Below are 21697 nucleotides of genomic sequence, written 5' to 3' on the forward strand. Positions count from 1 at the left end.
CCTTTCGAATAATATGAAAACGGCATGGTGTTAACCATACCGTTATATCTTATAGTCCACGTTTGTTAATCATTGCCTCTGGTAAAGGCATTCGTCCCCGAAAAGCTTTATAAAGCTCCTCTGGATCACGACTTCCTCCAGCGGAGTAAATAAAACGTTTCAACTTATCAGCAAGCTCTGAATTAAAAACATCTCCCGTTTCTTCAAAAGCTTGAAAAGCATCAGCATCAAGCACTTCCGACCACATATAAGAATAGTAACCAGATGCATAACCATCTCCCGCAAACACGTGCATAAAATGTGGGGGACGATGACGCATAATAATTGTATCAGGCATTTGCAGCTTTTCTAATTCTTGGCGTTCAAACACTGTTGGATCAGTGACTGTTTCGCCTTGATGAAAAGCCATATCCACTAAAGCTGATGAGATAAATTCAACGGCAGAGAATCCTGCATTAAATGTCTGTGCTACTAAGACTTTATCTATCAACTCTTGTGGCATAGGATGACCTGTTTTTGTATGTATAGCATAAGATTTTAATATCTCTGGTACTGTTAACCAATGTTCGTAAAGTTGAGAAGGTAGCTCAACAAAATCACGTGAAACAGATGTTCCCGACACAGATGGCCATGTGACATCAGAAAGCAAACCATGCAATGCATGTCCAAATTCGTGGAAAAGCGTACGTGCATCATCAAGTGATAAAAGAGCAACTTCCCCTTTAGGTGGTTTAGCAAAATTACAAACATTGTAGATAATAGGCTTTTGTCCGCCATCCAATTTATGTTGTGATTGCAAACTACTCATCCACGCACCGGAGCGTTTTGAAGAACGCGCAAAATAATCACCAATAAAATGCCCAAGTAGACTTCCATCAGACTTTTTTACTTCCCACAAACGTGCATCAGGATGCCAAAGTGTAACAGCGTTTTTTTCTTCAAATGTAATGCTAAAGAGTTTTTCGGCTACCCCAAAAGCCGCTTTAATCATAAGATCAAGCTGAAAATAATATTTAATCTCAGCGCTATCGAAAGAAAGTTTTTCAGTGCGAAGTCTTTCAGCATAATAACGCCAATCCCAAGCAGCTAAAGATTCATTGCTGCCCTGATTGTTGGCAAAATTTTGTAAGTCAATTTGCTCAGTAGAAGCTTTCGCTCTTGCGCGCTCCCATACAGGCATAAGCAAATCCATAACGGAATCAACACTTTTAGCCATAGTATTATCGAGCTTCAAATCTGCGAAAGATTTATATCCCAATAATTTAGCCTGCTCATCTCGAAGCGCAACAATCTCTACAATAATTGTTTTATTATCATTCTTGTTATTATTTTCACCACGTTTAGCCCAAGCTTGGAATGCAACCTCACGCAAATCACGACGATCAGAGAATTTTAAAAAAGGTTCAACAATCGAACGTGCTAGTGTTAATGCATACGCTTTTTCATTGCCTCTTTCACACGCAATTTCCTTCATTGAAGCAATGAGATCTTGCGGTAAACCAGATAAGTCTGTTTGTTTTAAAAACAGAATCCATTCAGCTTCATCATTTAAGACATTTTGTCCAAAAGTAGCATTTAAAAAAGCAAGTCTTTCATTAATTTCCAAAAGCCGTTTCTTAGCTTTTTCATCGAGTTTTGCCCCATGACAAACAAACTTTTTCCACCATAATTCAAGAACACGTGTTGTTTCACTCTCAAATGTGCCCAACTGCGACTGTTTATAAAGTACATCTATTTTCGCAAATATCCGTGCATCCATCATCATTTTTGAAGAATAACGAGAAAGTTTTACAACGAACTCTTGCTCTAGCTGTTGAATTAATACATTCGTATGAGCACTGGTGCGTAAGAAAAATATTGAACAGACACGATCAAGCGCTTTGCCGCAAAGCTCAAAAGGCTGCAAAAAATTCTCAAGCGTTGGTGGTTCTTGCACCATCGCAATTGCCTCTAGTTCTTCTTCTGCTTCTTGAAGTGCCTGTTCAAAAGCGGGTTTAAAATCTTCGTCACTTATAGAAGAAAAATCAGGAAGACCTGAAAATCCCTTCCAGTCCAACACTGCTGCTTTTGTCATAATACTTTATGTCTCCATTATAAATTTAAACTGTAACAATTATCTTTACGACACAAATTGATAACATACTAAAACTATTTCGTGAGTTTCAAAACTACCTTTCAAAACGCTATTGAATAAAAAACCTGAAAATCGTAAAGTTCTTTCATTCAAACCATATTCTATTGAAGCAATAAAGATTATTCGCTCGCACATCACAATAGAATTGCATATTAACAAAAACACTTGGAGAAAAGCATAATCTCCACTCTTTATAAAATATTGCTGTAGATTCTTTTGAAAATCGCAAACTGCATTAAAGAAATGATGGTAAAATCAGAACTGATTTTTACATTTACGTTTTTATATTATCCTCAAATTAAGCTGTATTCTCGTTTTAGTGATTCAGAAACTTGTTTATAACTTATAATTTATCCTTGACTTTACTTCAAATATTAACAATTGGGAATATAGCTGGGGAGTTTTTTTAAATCTTCCATAAACTTTTGTTTTTATCTCATCTATTATCTAGATTTACAACTCTCCAACTCTTCAGGAGGTACTTTATCATGACTGAAATCAAAACGGCCTTCGACTTCAAAAATTTTTCTCCTGAAGCTCTCGCTGAAAAGTTAAAGAACCAGCATTTTGCAGACTCTATTGATATCATCAATGACCTCGATATCATGGAACGTGTAACTATTCTTAGTCTTCTGCCTCTTGATTATGTTATCGAACTTTTTGATAAACCAGAGCTTGAGCAACCTGCTGCCATCCTAGAACTTCTCCCTATAAATCGTGCTGTTGAAATTCTTGATGGCATGTCTGCCGATGCTGCTGCAGACGTCTTTCAAGAAATGGATAAGGAAACCCGTACACGACTTTATGCCTTGCTTAACCCCTTAACGCGCGCTGAACTTAAAAAACTCACCAGTTATCCTGATCATACAGCAGGAGCACTGATGACAACAGAGTTTATAGCCGTTCCTTCAAACTGGACCATACAAAAAACTTTGGATCACATTCGTGAGGTCGAGCGAACACGTGAAACAGTTTATACCAGCTATGTAATTGACCCCAAAACAGGTACTCTTCTCAAAGCTGTTTCCCTGCGTAACCTTATTCTTGCCTCACCTGATGAACAAATTCTTAATGTCCCTACCCATGACTCGCCCATTACAATATCACCTTTCACACATCATGAAGATATCGCACGCCTTTTCCAGCGCCATGATCTTCTCTCTGTGCCTGTAGTTGATGAAAGTAACCATGTCATTGGCATTGTAACCGTTGATGACGTGCTTGATACTATGGTCGATGAAATGAATGAAGATGCCTATAAATTTGGGGGTATGGAAGCACTTAATAAGCCCTATATGCAAATTAAGTTTCCTGAAATGATGAAAAAACGCGGAGGCTGGCTCGCTTTACTCTTTATCGGTGAAATGCTGACAGCAAGCGCTATGCAACATTTCGAAACAGAACTCGAAAAAGCGATTATTCTTACACTGTTCATACCTCTCATTATGAGCTCAGGAGGAAATTCCGGCTCACAGGCTACATCCCTTATTATCCGTGCATTGGCTTTACGTGAACTCACGTTGAAAGACTGGTGGAAAGTGATCATTCGTGAAATTCCAACAGGATTATCCCTTGGTCTCTTACTAGGAATTATTGGTGTTACGCGCATTGCTCTTTGGCAAAAACTGGGTATCTACGACTATGGCCAACATTGGATTGCTATTTCGACAACAGTGGGTACAGCTTTAGTTGGAATCGTTACCTTTGGTTCTCTTTCTGGATCTATGTTGCCTTTTATTCTTAAAGGTTTAAAATTTGATCCAGCAAGTGCTTCTGCTCCTTTTGTGGCAACTTTAGTAGATGTCATGGGCATTATAATCTATTTTTCTGTAGCTTCTCTCATTTTGTCAGGAACTCTTCTTTAAACATGTAAAGTAAAAACTCTTACTTATGGAAAAATCTTGTCATGTAACCTAAGATTCTTTCCATAAGAGAATAAGCTTTATTATTTATTTTCTAGCGCACCGCTCTATAGATAATTTATTATTTTTTTGAATAACAGCTCCGAATAACGTAATTTTACCTCATCATAAAGCTTCTCATATTAAATCGATTAAAGTCATCTTCTTGCCAGTCACAAACGAGATCGGTGTATGTCTAAAAACTATTCAAGAAAAAATAAAATACTTCTTATATCCTCTCTCTCTCGTATCAAAAACTGGCGCAATATTGACAGCTGAGAAAGAATAATCATGATGATACTCAACAGGCTTTATATTTCTTCACAAAGGCGTTAATAGTATACTATTCGCGTATATTATATCATTTATGAGCTCTATCATGGAATGGATGTAGTGTACGTTAAGCAATCTCTCTTAAGTACATGAATATGCAACAAAAAGTATATGCTGTTTAAAGTGTTCTGTTTGGCATGAAAAGCATACTCCTATTAGAGAGTGCAATTAACAAAAGTAAGGCAATGCACTATCTCCATGGTTTAAAAGATATTACTTTAGATGCTTTTGAAATTATAAATTGGATTAACAGCAAAGATGGGAATTTTCTTTGGATGCCTTCATATTCTTTCTAAATAAGACTGTATGCCGAGTTCATAAATAAATCAAACAGATATAACTCTTGCCCTAATCTGGCATACAAAAGCTAGAACTTCTTATAAAATTCTTAATCGTCTCAATATTTACCTCAAATACACGGTTGCATTAGATCTGGATTTTGATTGACAAGTTATGGAATAAGAAAAAGCTTTATTTAGAATAAAAATATTGTAAAGTTGTCAATAAATTGGCTATGGATTAAGAGATATTCCGGATTTTTAGCAATCTCTTTGCAAAACAACAACCACAATATCGCTAGCTTTATACTTACTCTTACAAGAATTCATATAAATTTCTTGTGTCATATTGATAAAAATCAAATTGACTGTGATTTTTGGGATAATTTTTAGCTCGAGAATAGAACATACGTACTATAAAAAACTTTTACGAAGCTTCAGAAATCGAAGCTCAATAGAGCCTTAAAGACTTGGATAAATAGTTTTGCCATAAAAATATTGCCTCCATCTTCCAAAATTATAAAAAAACATGTAAAAGGTTTTTTAATAGTCAGGCAAAGAATGTAAAGACTTTGCCTCAAATGAAATTTCATTAAACGAAAAGAAGAAAATTTATGCAATTGCGTAACATTGCCATCATTGCCCACGTTGACCATGGGAAAACAACGCTTGTAGACGGGCTTCTCAAGCAATCAGGAAACTTCCGTGATAATCAGCGTACAAGCGAACGTATGATGGATTCAAACGATATTGAGAAAGAACGCGGAATTACAATCCTAGCGAAAGTGACATCTGTTGTTTGGAAAGATACTCGAATTAATATTGTTGATACACCAGGACACGCCGACTTTGGTGGAGAAGTTGAACGCATCCTCAATATGGTTGATGGAGCTATTGTACTTGTTGATGCTGCTGAAGGACCAATGCCACAAACAAAATTTGTCGTTGGCAAAGCATTGAAAGTAGGATTGCGCCCTATTGTTGCTATTAATAAAATTGACCGACCGGATGCACGCGTTGATGAAGTCATTAATGAGGTTTTTGACCTTTTCGCTGCTCTTGACGCAACCGATGAACAGCTTGATTTTCCTATTCTTTATGGATCTGGACGCGATGGATGGATGGCTGAAGCCCCTGAAGGACCAAAAGATCAGGGATTAGGTCCTTTATTTGATCTTGTGACGCAGCATGTCCCTTCTCCTAGTGTAGCAGAAGGACCGTTTCGCATGATTGGAACTATTCTTGAAGCGGATCCGTTTTTGGGACGAATTATTACAGGACGGATTCATTCTGGCTCTTTAAAACCCAATCAAAATGTCAAGGTTCTTGGACAAGATGGAAAACTTTTAGAAACTGGGCGTATTTCAAAAATTTTAGCATTTCGTGGCTTAGAACGGCAACCTATTGAAGAAGGAAGTGCTGGTGATATTGTTGCGATTGCAGGTCTGCAAAAAGGTACCGTAGCTGATACTTTCTGTGATCCTACTGTCAATGAACCCCTTACTGCCCAACCAATTGATCCTCCTACTGTTACTATGAGTTTTCTCGTCAACGATAGTCCCCTTGCTGGAACTGAAGGCGATAAAGTAACAAGTCGTGTCATTCGTGACCGATTGTTAAAAGAAGCAGAAGGCAATGTCGCTCTTAAAATTGAAGAATCAGCCGATAAAGATTCTTTCTACGTTTCAGGACGAGGAGAATTACAGCTTGCAGTTCTCATTGAAAATATGCGCCGTGAAGGATTTGAACTTAGTGTTTCACGCCCACGTGTTGTTATGCAAAAAGATGAAAATGGAATAACTCTTGAGCCAATCGAAGAAGTTGTTATCGATGTTGATGAAGAATATTCCGGTATTGTTGTACAAAAAATGTCTGAACGTAAAGGCGAAATGGTGGAGTTACGTCCTTCTGGAGGTAATCGTGTCCGCCTTGTCTTTTATGCCCCAACCCGAGGACTCATTGGTTATCAATCTGAACTTTTAACGGACACACGTGGTACAGCAATTATGAATCGCCTTTTCCATGCTTATGAACCTTATAAAGGAGACATTGCTGGTCGTGTTAATGGTGTTATGATTTCAAATGACAACGGTGAATCTGTCGCTTATGCTCTTTTTAATCTTGAAGATCGTGGACCTATGATCATCGATGCGGGTGTGAAAGTCTATCAAGGTATGATTATTGGCATCCACTCACGAGATAATGACTTAGAAGTTAATGTGTTAAAAGGAAAAAAACTCACCAATATGCGCGCTTCTGGAAAAGATGAGGCCGTAAAGTTAACGCCTCCCATTAAAATGACATTAGAACGCGCCTTATCGTGGATACAAGATGATGAACTTGTGGAAGTAACCCCTAAAAATATTCGTCTCCGCAAACTCTATCTTGATCCTAATGAACGTAAACGTTTTGAAAAAACACGTGCATCAATTTCAAATTAATTTCATAATCTCTTTGGTAAAATATTTAATTGTATTGAGCCTCACTATATTCCAGAAAGGATGTCTCTATGAATATTAAGGAAATACCCGTAGGCAAAAATCCACCAGAAGATATTAACGTTATTGTGGAAGTCTCCCTTGGTGGGCAGCCAATAAAATATGAGATGGATAAAAAGTCGGGTGCATTATTTGTTGACCGTTTTCTTCATACATCAATGGTTTATCCTGGAAATTACGGTTTTGTCCCTCATACGCTTTCAGATGATGGTGATCCTATTGATGTCCTTATCTGTAATACCCGTCCACTTATGCCTGGTTGTGTTATCAATGTTCGCCCCATCGGAGCTCTAATGATGGAAGATGATGGTGGTAAAGATGAAAAAATTATTGCCATTCCCACTACAAAATTAACAAAACGCTATATCAATATTCATGACTATACAGACCTGCCCGAGATTACACTCAAACAAATTGAACATTTCTTCAAGCATTACAAAGATCTGGAACCTGGAAAATGGGCTAAAATTGAAGGATGGCGTGATAAAAACTTTGCTCATGAATTAATTAAGCAAGCTGTTGAGCGCAATAACAAAATATAACGATTTAATAAAATAAAGCCTATTTTTTATAGGCTTTGTTATTTATTTTTTCTACGAGATGTAATCTCTAAAGGATTGCCATATCTGTTTTAGCTCTTCTAAATGTGTTGAAAAGTAAAGTTGTTTGTAGCGAGATATTGCACCGTTTTTCAGAGAAATAGAAGAAGATGGGATTCTCCACTGCTTCGCAAGAAATTTAATGAGAGCTTTATTCGCTTTTCCATCTTCAGGAACAGCACGAAGGCGTATAACCAGATATTGTTTTTCACCATCCCTACATTCAACCCCTATTATTTTGTCAACAGATGATTTTGGAATGAGATATACAAACAAAATCAAGTTATTTTTATCAACTTGATAAAACATGTATTCGCCTCAAGTAATATTTCTATACATACATGTTTGCGTAAACGCGCCACATAAAAGTACGAATAAAATAAATAATAATGAACACTACAATAGGTGAAATATCAATCGTTCCAAAATTTGGTAAAATTTGCCGGATACGGCTTAGAACGGGATTTGTAAGACGATATAGAAAGCTTCCTATCAAAACAACAAAGCGATTGCGCGAATTTATGATATTAAAGACATAAAGCCAAGAAAAAATGACACTCGCGATTAAAATATCAATATAAATCTCAAAAATCAAATCAATCGTTCGAAGCAATGCATAAATCATGCGTCATCCCTTTCAATCAAGGAAACAGAAGAGCGTATAGAAAACCTTCATTAAAGCAGGTCTGTGTATCAAAAAATGGTTTTATATTTCAATACTCTTTTTTCTTGAATAAAAACCAGACATCTAAATTCTTCATCTCTCTATTTAATGACGATGCAGTTAGAAAACAAATATCAAAATTAAAAATAGCACATAAAATAGAAGAAACGGCAAAAAATCTGAATATCCCTTATAGGATTAATCTTAAATCTCATCGTTTTAATTATTAATTATAAAAAACAAACAAACTAAAAACGGCCTTTTAAAGGCCGCTTTTAGTTTTAAAATTATTTCTGCAAAGCAGTCAAACGATTAAGAGCACTGCTAAAACCATCTAGCTGAACAAATAAATCATTCAAAGCTGGTTCACCTGCAGCAGCAATTGTCATCGCCAACTTTAACTGTTTTCCAGAACGTAAAGCTGCTACGTGATTTTTGTCAAAAACGACAGGAACCACACAACCTGCTGGTACACAAGTCCGGATACCGGTTTCGATAACAGCTTTTCCCTCATCAACTTGTAAACGAACAGGTTTAGAAACCAAAATGCCAAAAGGAACTGTTAAATTACCAGATACAACACCCTCAGCATCGAGAGTAAGGCCCATAGCCACAACAACACGCCCCTGCTCATTTACTTCTTGACGGTGCATAAAACAAATTCTTTTCCCTTCTTGTATACCACAGTTAATAGTCCACAAACCGTAGGTTTCAGTCAAAGAAGAAGCTCCATTTGGCAATGTCGCTGCCGCATCTTTTGATGCAGGAGGCTTTGAACTTGTTGCAAATGCAACAGATGAAATACTCAAGAGAGTAAAAACTATAAGTAAATTAAATAACTTTTTCATTTTATATTCCTGTTCTTTACATAAAAGATAAACATGTTTATTATTTATTATAATATAAAGCATCTTAATAAAAAAAGCTTTCTCATAATCATATAGCTTTTATAATGGTCTAAGGCTACCTCGAAATTCGCTGACAACTTTCGTATAAACGTGCTTTTTAAAAGAAACAGCAATCAACGGAAGGGTTTCTAGATCAATCCATTTCCATTGATCGAATTCCGCTTTATTGCCATCTGGTGGCGGATTAATCGCAATTTCAGAAAGCTTTCCTGTAAACTGGAAAGCAAACCATTTTTGTATTTGCCCACGATATTTATTTGTTAATGTGCACCCAATAAGTTCTTGTGGAAAATCATAATGGAACCAATTTTGTGCTTCTTTAATCAACTTTACAGATCGAATACCCGTTTCTTCATAAAGTTCACGATATGCCGCATCTAATGGTTTTTCATCTTCATCAATCCCTCCTTGAGGAAGCTGCCAACGATGAGATATGTCAATATCTGCATCTGCATGAATGGGCATCATTAAACGACGCCCAACCCACACTTTCCCCTCATGATTAAAGACAACAATCCCAACACATTTGCGATATGGAAGAATCTTCAAATTAATATCTGCATCCATTTAATATTCCTCAAAATCGCAAGCTATAGATATCAATTCTCACTTTAACACATCCTTATTGGGATCTGGTGGAAATGCTGCATTTGCCATTTCACCTCGTAACAGTTTATAAGCCTCATTCAATTGAATATCATCTTTAGGGTCTTTGGGAACAAAAGCAGCTGAACCAGATCCTTTATTACTCTCTCGTTTTCCTTTGATATGTCCTTTTAATGCAGACTCACCAACTTTTACATCATAACCTTTATATTTTTCAGGGAGTGGTTGCTCTACAATAATATCTGGTGTGATCCCTGTTCCTTGAATAGAAGTGCCTGATGGCGTGTAATAAAGTGCTGTTGTTAAGCGTAAAGCCCCATTTTCACCCAAAGGAATAATTGTTTGAACAGATCCTTTACCAAAAGACTGCGTCCCTAAAATTGTTGCACGACGATGATCTTGCAGTGCACCCGCAACAATTTCAGAAGCACTTGCTGAACCACCATTAATAAGAACAATGAGCGGTTTTCCATTAATGACATCACCTGGCTTCGCATCAAATCTTGTCACATCACTCTTTTTGCGCCCACGAGTCGACACAATTTCACCTTTATTGAGAAAAGCACTCGAAACATTAACAGCTTGATCTAAAAGCCCACCCGGATTAAGCCGCAAATCAAGGACATAACCTTTTAGCTTATCTTCAGGAATTTTAGATTGGATATCTTTAATTGCCGCTAGAAGATTATTTAATGTCTGTTCAGAAAACTGGATAACTCTTAAATATCCAATATCACCTTCAACCCGATATTTCACCGCTTTTACTTTGATAATATCACGAACAATCTTCACTTCAAATGGCTTATCAACGCCAGAACGAATAATTGTTAAGGTAATTGGTGTTCCAGGAGCACCTCGCATCTTATTAACAGCTTCATTCAATGTTTGACCATTCGTTTGTACATCATCAATTTTTGAAATAAGGTCTCCTGCTAGAATACCTGCTTTTGAAGCGGGAGTATCATCCATTGGTGAAACAACTTTAATTAAGTTTTTTTCCATAGTGACCTCAATACCAAGACCTCCGAACTCTCCTTTCGTAGAATCCCGCATATCCTTGGCTTCTTCAGCATTCAAATAAGATGAATGAGGGTCCAGTGATGTGAGCATGCCATTGATAGCGTTTTCAATAAGCTTTTTATCATCTGGAACTGTAACGTATTGCATACGTACACGCTCAAAAACATCGCCAAATATAGCTAGCTTTTTATATGCATTATCTTCATTATTCGCAGCAACAGACTGCACCATAATCATTGAACAGGCGCCGAGCAATACCCCAGCGACCAAAAGAATAACTTTACGAATCATTTTGGCTCCTTCTTATTTTTTCAGTCTGCCACCAAGGAGTTGGATTTACAGGTTTCCCCTGCTTTCTAAACTCAATGTAAAGCATTGGAGAAGTTTTTCCTATATCCAATGCAACACTGTTTGAAATAAATTGCATTTCCATTATACCCAGAGGCTCACCTGAAAGAACAAACTGCCCCTGTTTTACATTAATTCTCGACATTCCAGTAAGAATGATATGATAACCATTTCCAACATTGAGAATGATTAAATGTCCGTAAGAACGAAATGGCCCAGCAAAAGCAACAAAAGCATCTACAGGTGATATAACAACAGCTCCTGACTCTGTTTCTATCGTTTCACCAAAGCGCGTAATCTGCGAACTTTTATTAGAATGACGTATTCTTTTTCCTGAAACAGGAAAAAGTAAAGAACCTTTTCGGCTTTCAAAATTGGACTGTTCTAACAATTGCAAACTTTTCCGTACCTGTACTGATGCATCAGAGCTAAATTTTGACTGGCGGTCGAGCTCTAAAATCAATTCTTCCAAAGACTGCGCTTTTTTAGCAAGAGCAATATTTTTTTGTTGCTGTTCTGTAAGTTCTTTTTCTGATTTTTTTTGTAGTTTGTTTTTTTGGTCTAATAAAAGCTCTAGACGTTTTCGCTGCTCTGCTTGATTTTGCAGTTTTGTCTTTAATGCCTTATATTCCGTAGTAATGGAATTACTCAAATTGGTCAACTCCTTGAGTTTTTCTGTTAAATCTCGCGTTTTCTCTTGCATCTGAGGAATAACAGTACCTAATAAAACGGAACTACGTATAGAAGCCAACGCGTCCTCTGGCTGTATCATAAGAGCAGGAGGCGGATTCAATCCCATACGCTCCAAAAGTGCAAGAACTTCCGCAAATTCAGCACGACGATTTTTTAAACTTTGATAGACTTGTACCCGCTTTTCTATCATTTTTTTAAGCTTTTCTTCCCTTTTAGCAATATCATCTGCTACTATACGTTCTTCTTTAGCCGCCTTTATGAGTGCATCACTCAAAACACGTTGATCTTTTTTTAAATGCTCAACTTGATGCATAAGAAAAGCAACACGCTCACGCGAAAGTGAAATATTTTGGCGAATTTCTCCTAATTCTTTATGGACTTCCGTACTCCTCATTGTATCTTCCGCATGCGATACAGAAAAGCAAAAAAATATACTCAAGAGCAGAATGACAAATATGACGCACTCCTCATATAAATATAGCATCTTTCTATGAAGAAGCTTTTTCATTTGCAAAAACCATGACACCTCATTGTATACATTAGAGATGCTTTAAATGGTGTCAGCTAAAACAATATTAATAAACATATAAATAAGTGCTAAAAATTGAACAAAAATATTAAAAACGATGATACGGATGATGATTTTCAATTGTTACAGCGCGGTAAAGTTGTTCTGTAAGAAGAATACGTGCAATTTGATGTGGCCACGTCATCAAACCAAAAGATAAAAGAAAATCAGCACGCTTCCTTATTTGTTCATTATGCCCATCAGGTCCTCCCAAAGCAATGACGACATCTCGAATGCCCTCATCACGATAACACCTCAATTTTTCAGAAAAAGAAATTGACGAAATCGATTCTCCACGCTCATCTAACACAATTAATCGACATTTTTCAGGTAAAAATTCAATAAGTTTTCTCCCCTCTTCCTCCATACGTTGATAAACTGTTTGAGCACGACTTTCTGGTATCTCTTGTAACTTTTTTAAATGAAAGCCTACATCTCCAGAAATTTTAGAAAAACGATCCAAATAATGCTGAACTAATTTTTGCTCCGCCCCACTTTTCATACGACCAACCGCAAAAATAGAAATTTGCATTTTAATGATCTCCGAAGAGAAGCAAAGCCGTATCGTTTAAATCCGGCGTCATCCATATTTTTTCTAAATTATAAAAAAGACGAATTTCTGGACGAAAAAGATGAATGATAATATCACCTGTATCAATCAATACCCAGTCACCTCCAGCAAGCCCTTCTACACGCGCAAGCCCCTGCCCACTATCTTTCCAAGTATGTAATAAATGATCAGCAACAGACGATACATGACGCTGCGAATTTGCTGAAGCTATGACCATATAATCAGCCAAAGATGACTTCCCTCGAATATCAATAGCAACAATATCTTCTGCTTTTGTATCTTCTAAACTCTTGAGAATAACTTCAAGACTCTCACTAACAGAAAAAACTTTTTTTTCTTTTGAAGGCATAATATCGTAAGAGTGTTTGTGTGCAACGTTTTTCAGATCAATATCCTTTCTTATCGTTGTGGAATCTAAAAAAAAGACTTCTCTAAAGAGAAGCAGAATCTTATGAAATGTTCAAGAAAAATCATTCTTCTTCAAACGAAGGTTTGTTGAAGATTGAAAAGATAAAGGTCCATGCAAATAAGTCCAAACAGGTGGCTTGATAAAAGGTAATCGCTTACTTTCTCTCTCATCCAAACGAAAACGGCGATAAATATGTGCCATAGGAGAGGAAAGTGCTGACCGATTGCCTAAAGGACGATCAATAATCGCAATAGGAAGCATAGAGACGATATCATGCCATCGATACCAATGATGTATCGTCGCAAAACTATCTGCCCCCATAATCCATACAAAATTTACGCCACTGTAATGAGTAAGAATATGAAAAATCGTATCTACCGATACTTTGCTCCCTATAGCTTTTTCAAAACCTGTCAAGCGAATTTTCGGATGGTCAATAAGTTTAAAACTTAATCGCATTCTCTCCTCTAAAGGGAGCAACTGTGTACAATCCTTTAAAGGATTTCCTGGAGTGATCATCCACCATAACTGATCAAGATGCAAACGCCGAATGGCAATTTTTGCAACAAGAAGATGCCCCGCATGCGGTGGATTAAAGGAACCACCAAAAAGACCCACAACATTAGATCTTTCAACATGTGGCATACAATTTTTCCATGGAAAAAATGGTGTTCTCAAGCTCTAACCTGACCATTTCCTTTAACGTGATATTGAAATGATGTTAGCTGTCCAACACCTATGGGACCACGTGCATGCATTTTTCCTGTTGCGATACCAATTTCCATTCCAAAACCAAATTCACCTCCATCAGCAAATTGTGTAGATGCATTGTGTAATAAAATAGCTGAATCTAAATGATTAAAAAAATTCTTCACCACTTCCAAATCCTCAGCAATAATCGATTCCGTATGTCCTGATGAATAACGCTTGATATGAGCAATGGCTCCCTCAACACCCTCAACCGTTTTAACAGAAAGAATAGCATCAAGATATTCATGCGACCAATCTTCTTCAGAAGCTAATTTGACATCTGGCATAAGAAAAACAATATCTTCTGTGGCACGAATTTCACACCCCTTTTCCTGTAAAGCAGTTAAAACAGGAAGAAATTTTTTTAATGCTTGGCCGTCAATGAGAACTGTCTCAACAGCACCGCATATCCCTGTTCGCCGCAGCTTTGCATTTAAAACAATATTGCGTGCCATATCTAAATCTGCCGATTTATCAATATAAATATGACAAAGTCCCTCCAAATGAGCAAAAATTGGAACACGTGCATCAGACTGAACGCGGGCAACAAGGCTCTTTCCACCACGTGGTACGATCACATCAATCGCTCCATCCAATCCTTTGAGCATTTCCCCAACGGCAGCACGATCTGTCGTTCCAACCATTTGGATAGCATCTTTGGGTAAACCAGAGCGCTCTAAACCTTGTACCAAAGCTAAATGAAGAGCATGAGAAGAATGAAAGCTATCCGAACCACCGCGCAAAATCGCAGCATTACCTGCTTTTAAGCACAAAGAACTCGCATCAACTGTAACATTGGGACGACTTTCATAAATAATGCCAATCACACCAAGAGGTGTTCGTACACGACTTATATGAAGCCCATTTGGACGCGTCCATTCATCCATCACTTGTCCAACAGGATCAGATAAACGAGCAACTTGGCGAACACTGTCTATCATTGCACGTAAACGCAAATCATCTAATTTTAGCCGATCAATCATTGCAGCTTTCAAATTATTCTGAGCAGCATTCTCTAAATCTTGACAATTCGCCCGTAAAATTTCATCTGACTGAGCCTCTAAACTTAAAGCGATCATTTCTAATGCATTGTTCTTTTGCTCAGAAGAAGCAACAGCCAATGCTGCAGCGGCATAGCGTGCTTTTTGTCCCATATCTTTCATTTGTTCTTCTAAAGTCATCGTAACATCCACTCTGCCAAAACAATAAAAACAAAAGTAACTTTTTTAAACAGTATTGGTCAAGCAACGTACAATCATATCATTACGATGCACCATAGCAGAGCGCGCCTCATACCCAAGAATAGCTTCGATTTCTTCACTTTTATGTCCTATAATGCGTACAGCCTCATCTTTGTCATAGCTTACAAGTCCACGAGCAATCTCAACTCCATCTGTACCAACAATTGCAACCGTATCCCCACGCTGGAAATTTCCCTCAACGCCAATAACCCCTGCAGCTAATAATGATTTTCCTGATTCAAGAGCCCTAATGGCTCCTTGATCAATCGTCAAAACACCAGATGGATCTAAATGACCAGAAATCCATGTTTTCCAAGCATTGACAGATTTCTTACTTGCCGCAAAAAAACTCTTGCGTTCACCTTTGTCAATTGCAGCAAGAGGATTCATACGCTTGCCTGAGGTGATAATCATCGCCGTTCCAGCAGCATTAGCTATTTTTCCGGCTTCAAGCTTAGTCTTCATTCCTCCCCGTGAAAACTCTGAAGCAGCAACATCTGCCATTTTTTCGATATCATGCGTAATGGATGCAACAAAAGGTATAAATTCAGCCGTAGGATCACTATGGGGAGACTTTGTATAAAGACCATCAATATCGGATAAAAGTATTAAAAGATCTGCCCTCACCATTGTTGCCACACGTGCAGCTAAACGATCATTATCACCATAACGAATTTCAGTTGTTGCAACAGTATCATTCTCATTAATAACAGGCACAGCTCCCAAATATAAAAGCGTCTCAATCGTTGCACGTGCATTGAGATAACGCCTTCGCTCCTCCGTATCAAATAAAGTGAGCAAAATTTGGCCTGTTTTGAGCCCATGTTGAGCAAGCGCATCACCATAGGTTTTTGCTAACTCAATTTGCCCCAAAGCAGCACATGCCTGGCTTTCTTCCAATTTCAAAGCCCCCTTAGGAAGCTGTAGCAATGTCCTTCCTAAAGCAATAGCGCCTGAAGACACCAATAATATCTCTACGCCTTTTTTATGCAATTCAACAACATCATTGATCAAGCTTTTAAGCCACTCAACCCGTAAACCTGCCTGAGGATCAACCAAAAGGGCAGATCCAATCTTGACCACAATACGTTTATAGTGTGTAAGTTTTTGCGATCCAACAGCCATCTCAATCAACCTTGCTATCCCCACTGATCTCCTCTTTGCGTGACATTTCAATAATATGTGCACCAGCACGCAGCACATTTTCTAAACCTTCGCGGCTAACCGCAGAAAACATCATAACAGGTTGATCCGTTACTTTTTGCAAAGCTTCCCGTTTAGCTTCACGCTCTTCAATCGTTAGCGTATCTATCTGGCTTAAAGCAACAATTTCAGTTTTATCACTTAGATTATTTCCATATGCCTCAAGTTCATGACGCACAATTTGATATGCTTTTGCAACATCTTCTTCTTGAGAAGAAATTAGATGAAGCAGTACGCGACAACGTTCCACATGTCCTAAAAAACGATCTCCAATTCCCACACCTTCATGCGCTCCTTCAATTAATCCTGGAATATCAGCCAAAACAAATTCACGACCATCAATACGTACAACACCAAGATGAGGATGTAGAGTGGTAAAAGGATAATCTGCAACTTTTGGTTTTGCAGCCGTTACAGAAGCTAAAAAAGTTGATTTTCCGGCATTTGGTAAACCAACAAGCCCCGCATCAGCAATCAACTTCAAACGAAGCCATATTGCACGCTCTTCTCCAGCCAAACCTGGATTTGCACGACGCGGTGCCCGATTTGTCGATGTTGTAAAGTGAAGATTGCCAAAACCGCCATTCCCTCCTTTTGCAAGGCGATAGCGCTGTCCCACTTCCGTTAAATCACATATTAACGTTGTATTATCTTCTTCAAAAATTTGAGTCCCAACCGGAACTTTAAGGATGACATCATCACCCTTCTCACCCGTCATATTACGCCCCTTGCCATGTCCCCCTGTTTTTGCTTTAAAATGCTGTTGGTACCGATAATCAATCAGCGTGTTAAGTCCATCAACAACAAGAGCCCAGACATCACCACCCCGTCCTCCATTCCCTCCATCAGGCCCCCCAAATTCTATGAATTTTTCACGGCGAAATGATACTGCTCCAGAACCTCCATTACCAGAACGAATATAAACTTTAGCTTGATCAAGAAATTTCATTGGAAACACTCACTGAGGAATCAATCTCTCTACCTCTATAGGCAATACATTAATTTTACCAGTTTTTCATCATTGATAACAGAAAAACTGTCACTATCGCCGATAACTCTTTGAGAAAAAAATCATCGCATTTAAATAGGTTAAGTAAAATTAAGTCTTCTTAAAAGAAGGTGCTATTCTTGTACTTTTGTTTTTCCCTTAAATTCAAGTGCTAGAAGATAAAGCTCTACTGATTCTGATCGGCTTGCAGGTGGTTTAACATGGTAGACTTTTTTAAAATGCTGTTTTAATCTTGCAAGAAGAGTGTTTTCTGCTCCCCCTTGAAAAGCCTTTGCTAAAAAATATCCCCCAGGCTTGAGAACCGAAAGAGCAAAATCAGCCGCAACTTCACATAAATAAATCGTTCTTAAATGATCCGTCTGACGATGACCTGTTGTTGGCGCTGCCATATCAGAAAGAACCACATCCGGTTTTGTCCCTAAAGTTTCAATTAATTTCTGCGGTGCATCTGTATGCAAAAAATCCATTTCCAACATGGCAACTCTAGGCAATGGATCAACATGTAAATAATCAATACCAACAACGCTAGGATCCTCATCACTTGACCCTACTATACGCTCAACCACCTGACACCAGCCTCCAGGTGCTGCTCCTAGATCAATAACCTTTTGGCCTTTTTTCAAAAACCTATAGCGCTCATTAATTTCAATGAGTTTATAAGCCGCACGCGAACGGTACCCATCTACTTTTGATTGATGGACATAAGGATCATTCAGATGCCTCTCTAACCATCGTCGTGATGAAGCTTTAATGGTTCCTGCTTTCTTTTTTACGCGCTGATATAATTCATGTGACCCTGAACCTCCATAGCCACCTCTCGGTGTTTTTGTTGTTTTTTTCATCGTTATTCATTGTCTCCATATTTAATTCCCTAACACTTGAAATCTCTGCTCTTTCTATGACGACACCATACTCCATCGCGTAACATTAGCTCTATCAAAATTCCTTCCCTTAATCCACGATCAGCAACTCTTAAACGCTGACTTGGCCAAACTTCCCGAATAACATCTAAAATTGCACAACCAGCTAAAACTAAATCTGCTCTCTCGCGTCCAATAAAAGGGCTTATGACACGTTTTTCTATATCCCATGATAATAGGCGTTGTGTCATAAGCGTAATGTCCGCATCATTCATCCAAATGCCATCCACTTTTTTCCTATCATAACGCTCTAAATTAAGATACATTCCTGCTAAAGTCGTAACCGTACCGGAGGTTCCCAAAAGATGAAACTTTGAACCTTGTGCTAACTCTCCTAATTTATGACGATCTGAAAAATTATTTAATAACCCTCGCACATAGCTCTTCATTTTTTCAAAATCGTCTAAGCTAATATCATTCCCTCCAAAACGTTCAGCAAGCGTAACAACACCAACAGGAAGAGAAGTCCAAGCGATAATTTGTCGAGCTAAACGAAAAGAACGCTTTTGAGAAACATCAAGTAGCACAATTTCTGATGATCCTCCTCCGATATCAAAAAGCACAATTGCGTCAGTATTTGGTTCAACAAGTGTACTACACCCTGTAACAGCAAAACGCGCTTCTGTTTGCCGATCAACAATTTCCAATTCAAGACCTGTCTCCTCCAAAACACGCTGAATAAAATGTCTACCATTTTCTGCAGAACGACAAGCTTCCGTTGCAATCAAGCGATAACGCTTAATATGCCTTTGTTTTAGCTTTAAATGACAAATCTTTAATGCTTCAATCGCACGATCCATAGCTTGTGTATTAAGAAAACCGTTATTTATTAAACCTTCTCCCAATCGTACAATACGAGAAAAAGCATCAACAACACGAAAATATCCAGGTTTACTGGGAGATGCGATAAGAAGACGACAATTATTTGTTCCGAGATCAAGTGCCGCATAAAGAGGTGGAGATTTTACTGAATGAAACCGTCGAAGAAAAGGTGCTTTGAGTTTTTTTGTTTTTTGAGCACCTATCATTATCTGATTATGAAACTCAAAAGCTGCTTCAGATTGAACAAAAACCTGTTTCTGTTCATAATGTTTTTTTCTCTGTTGTCTCTTTATATCAACAAGGACAGAGTATGCCTCTGTTCGTGACAATGCAGAAAGATTATTTGTATTACTACCGCACTGATCATACAATTGATCTGCTTTGGTATCGTATATTTCTCCTTGCTTTAACTCTTTTGAACCATAATTTAACGGGGTCATGTCCCTTATCCCTTGAGCGTTCCCCCAATAAATAAACGCGAAAACTCTTCTGCTCATTCCTAAATAAAGCAATAATGCAGCATCAAATGATATATACAAGAAATCATTCTTTCTTTTTCTATCATTAAAATTTTCTACACTAACATCATTCAGATTTTTGTATAATCTTTCGGTTGTTTCCGTGAAATCATGCATCTCTTTATGAACTTAAAACTATAAATTAATCGTTTACGTTCACATCAATTTTTATAAATTATGCTCTTTTCTTTATACCATTTACACGGAGCATACCTCTATTGTAACAAACCTACACTATCATACTATTTGCTGACTTTTAAGGTTACAACAACCTATACATTAGTACGGTTTATAAGAAAAAAAAATTTTTTTCGTTATCCACACACAAACCTCGTTGTTATATGCAATGAAATGGCTTTGATTATGCTGGAATAAAAGTTCCATAGTACTACAAAATGCAATTACAATAGCTGTTATTTCGTGAATACCAATAAAAACTATCGTTCAAAAAAACTCTAGAATTATAAATTTATCTGAAAAATATTAATGCTTAATCAGACCGCTTTAAAAATCCATTTTAAGCTTAAAAAAGAATTTAGTCTACTCATTATTGTAAGGAAGAAATCGAGTATTTCTAATCTTTTTTACTTTTAATAACTAACGAAATCACTCTTTAAGCATTATAGGAAACACTAACTTGATTTTCCATTACATATAAAGAACTTACTGTGACTTTATATTCATAAAACTCTCACTCTTTCCAATAAATCACCTCGATATCATATTATATAAAACTTCTTACTTATTTGACCTTATAATTTACACTCAAAAATATAATACAACAATTTATGGAAAAATGACTCTTGTTAAAAATACTCGATGAATTCTAAGGACGGAAAGAATTAAGTGCTGCATTTAACCCTTTAAATGGTACAGTAAAAGAAAATACCTTACCTTCTTTAGTTTTATAGGAAATACGTACCTTATTGTTCTGCTCTATTTGTTTAGTCAAAACCGGCCCTACAGGTGATTGTGCCAAACAAACCGTTTCATTACATTGCGTATAATTAATAAGAACAGGTTTTTTAACATCTTTTACAAACATTTGAATCGGAACATTTATATCAGAATTTGGCAATGTTCGAAAAAGCATCACTGCTTGACCACTTGTCGTAGAAACAAGAGACCAACTAAAAATGGTATTTCCTTCTTGATCATGAACCGTCTGTGTCACATTACATATACCTTGCTTATGTTTAAGCTTTTGTTTTTCGTCACAAATCAAAGTCCAATCATAAAACTGCATAATAATTCGACGTGTTTCGCCAGGTTCTCCCTTAGGTATCGATAAGTGCGGTGGATGCACTGTATAAATATTATTGTTCTCGTTGGCAAAGCTTTCGCTCTTGCCTATTAAGGCAAGAGCAAACAGCAGAACCTTTACTAACATACTTCTCGTTTTTACAATAACAGCCATTTTTTCTATTATCATCTCAACCTCAGAGTAATTCCAGCGCCTATTCCCCAATGACCTCCAGCACTTGTCACAGATACATTCGAGCGAATATTTCCATCTTCAGATGTATAACCAGCACCAATAGCAAGTGCAGATTGACTGCGCCATAAACCACTCCCAAATGAAACACTTAAAGATCCTGGTATATCATAGTAACGTAAGTTGGACACCGCTAGACCAATAGCAGCAGCTTGTCTTGCTTCTTTCCGAACATCCTGAATAGCATAATTCAATGTCTCAAACTTCAT

At 37.5% G+C, this 21697-nt stretch carries 20 protein-coding genes; 3 read left to right on the forward strand and 17 right to left on the reverse strand.

Annotated elements, in window-relative coordinates; genetic code table 11:
• Positions 1-49 precede the first annotated feature (49 nt).
• Positions 50-2074 (reverse strand): M3 family metallopeptidase, encoded by a 2025-nt coding sequence (locus ACFINL_RS05575; RefSeq protein WP_375650909.1) that lies wholly within the window; start codon positions 2072-2074, stop codon positions 50-52.
• Between the two features lie 548 nt (positions 2075-2622).
• Between ACFINL_RS05575 and mgtE the strand changes: the two genes are divergently transcribed.
• From mgtE to ppa, 3 genes are all read left to right on the forward strand, one after another.
• Positions 2623-3999, forward strand: coding sequence for a magnesium transporter (gene mgtE / locus ACFINL_RS05580; protein WP_375606748.1), 1377 nt, complete (start codon positions 2623-2625; stop codon positions 3997-3999).
• Between the two features lie 1261 nt (positions 4000-5260).
• Positions 5261-7087 (forward strand): translational GTPase TypA, encoded by a 1827-nt coding sequence (gene typA, locus ACFINL_RS05585; RefSeq protein WP_375613277.1) that lies wholly within the window; start codon positions 5261-5263, stop codon positions 7085-7087.
• Between the two features lie 68 nt (positions 7088-7155).
• The gene (gene ppa, locus ACFINL_RS05590; protein WP_375613276.1) at positions 7156-7686 is read left to right on the forward strand and encodes an inorganic diphosphatase; all 531 of its coding nucleotides are present in this window, start codon (positions 7156-7158) and stop codon (positions 7684-7686) included.
• A 51-nt stretch (positions 7687-7737) separates the two neighbouring features.
• On the opposite strand, the gene ACFINL_RS05595 is transcribed toward ppa, so the two are convergent.
• The 16 genes from ACFINL_RS05595 to ACFINL_RS05670 all read right to left on the reverse strand — a co-directional run.
• Entirely contained in the window at positions 7738-8052 is a 315-nt protein-coding gene (locus ACFINL_RS05595; RefSeq protein WP_375611858.1) for a DUF167 domain-containing protein, read from the reverse strand.
• A gap of 22 nt (positions 8053-8074) precedes the next feature.
• The gene (locus tag ACFINL_RS05600; protein ID WP_375611859.1) at positions 8075-8368 is read right to left on the reverse strand and encodes a YggT family protein; all 294 of its coding nucleotides are present in this window, start codon (positions 8366-8368) and stop codon (positions 8075-8077) included.
• Positions 8369-8694: 326 nt separating this feature from the next.
• Positions 8695-9255: an invasion associated locus B family protein gene (locus ACFINL_RS05605; protein ID WP_273790632.1), complete on the reverse strand. Its 561-nt coding sequence runs from the start codon at positions 9253-9255 to the stop codon at positions 8695-8697.
• A 99-nt stretch (positions 9256-9354) separates the two neighbouring features.
• Complete coding sequence (locus ACFINL_RS05610; RefSeq protein ID WP_375611860.1) at positions 9355-9882, reverse strand: RNA pyrophosphohydrolase; 528 nt, start codon at positions 9880-9882, stop codon at positions 9355-9357.
• A gap of 39 nt (positions 9883-9921) precedes the next feature.
• Positions 9922-11232 (reverse strand): S41 family peptidase, encoded by a 1311-nt coding sequence (locus ACFINL_RS05615; protein WP_273790634.1) that lies wholly within the window; start codon positions 11230-11232, stop codon positions 9922-9924.
• A complete protein-coding gene (locus tag ACFINL_RS05620) occupies positions 11222-12466 on the reverse strand; it encodes a murein hydrolase activator EnvC family protein (protein WP_375630013.1) in 1245 nt (414 codons plus the stop codon). The genes ACFINL_RS05615 and ACFINL_RS05620 overlap by 11 nt, the downstream gene beginning before the upstream one ends.
• 133 nt (positions 12467-12599) lie before the next feature.
• Complete coding sequence (rlmH, locus tag ACFINL_RS05625) at positions 12600-13082, reverse strand: 23S rRNA (pseudouridine(1915)-N(3))-methyltransferase RlmH (protein WP_375621159.1); 483 nt, start codon at positions 13080-13082, stop codon at positions 12600-12602.
• Between the two features lies 1 nt (position 13083).
• On the reverse strand, positions 13084-13470 hold the full coding sequence (gene rsfS, locus ACFINL_RS05630; RefSeq protein ID WP_375610572.1) for a ribosome silencing factor: 387 nt from the start codon (positions 13468-13470) through the stop codon (positions 13084-13086).
• Positions 13471-13581: 111 nt separating this feature from the next.
• Positions 13582-14175 carry a nicotinate-nucleotide adenylyltransferase gene (locus tag ACFINL_RS05635; protein WP_375611862.1) on the reverse strand — a complete coding sequence of 198 codons (594 nt, stop codon included), beginning with the start codon at positions 14173-14175 and terminating at the stop codon, positions 13582-13584.
• Positions 14176-14204: 29 nt separating this feature from the next.
• Positions 14205-15461, reverse strand: coding sequence for a glutamate-5-semialdehyde dehydrogenase (locus tag ACFINL_RS05640; RefSeq protein ID WP_375650913.1), 1257 nt, complete (start codon positions 15459-15461; stop codon positions 14205-14207).
• Between the two features lie 45 nt (positions 15462-15506).
• A complete protein-coding gene (proB, locus tag ACFINL_RS05645; RefSeq protein WP_375638380.1) occupies positions 15507-16646 on the reverse strand; it encodes a glutamate 5-kinase in 1140 nt (379 codons plus the stop codon).
• 1 nt (position 16647) lies between these two features.
• A complete protein-coding gene (gene obgE / locus ACFINL_RS05650; protein ID WP_375650917.1) occupies positions 16648-17673 on the reverse strand; it encodes a GTPase ObgE in 1026 nt (341 codons plus the stop codon).
• A gap of 173 nt (positions 17674-17846) precedes the next feature.
• Entirely contained in the window at positions 17847-18575 is a 729-nt protein-coding gene (locus ACFINL_RS05655) for an RlmE family RNA methyltransferase (protein WP_375611866.1), read from the reverse strand.
• 29 nt (positions 18576-18604) lie between these two features.
• The gene (locus ACFINL_RS05660; protein ID WP_375650921.1) at positions 18605-19915 is read right to left on the reverse strand and encodes a Ppx/GppA phosphatase family protein; all 1311 of its coding nucleotides are present in this window, start codon (positions 19913-19915) and stop codon (positions 18605-18607) included.
• A gap of 904 nt (positions 19916-20819) precedes the next feature.
• Positions 20820-21425 (reverse strand): invasion associated locus B family protein, encoded by a 606-nt coding sequence (locus tag ACFINL_RS05665; protein WP_273790643.1) that lies wholly within the window; start codon positions 21423-21425, stop codon positions 20820-20822.
• A partial coding sequence (locus ACFINL_RS05670) for a YadA-like family protein (protein ID WP_375606732.1) occupies positions 21422-21697 on the reverse strand: 276 nt, incomplete at its 5' end. The genes ACFINL_RS05665 and ACFINL_RS05670, both read right to left, overlap by 4 nt.

The organism is Bartonella sp. AA78NXGY (assembly GCF_042197005.1).
Taxonomy (GTDB): Bacteria; Pseudomonadota; Alphaproteobacteria; order Rhizobiales; family Rhizobiaceae; genus Bartonella.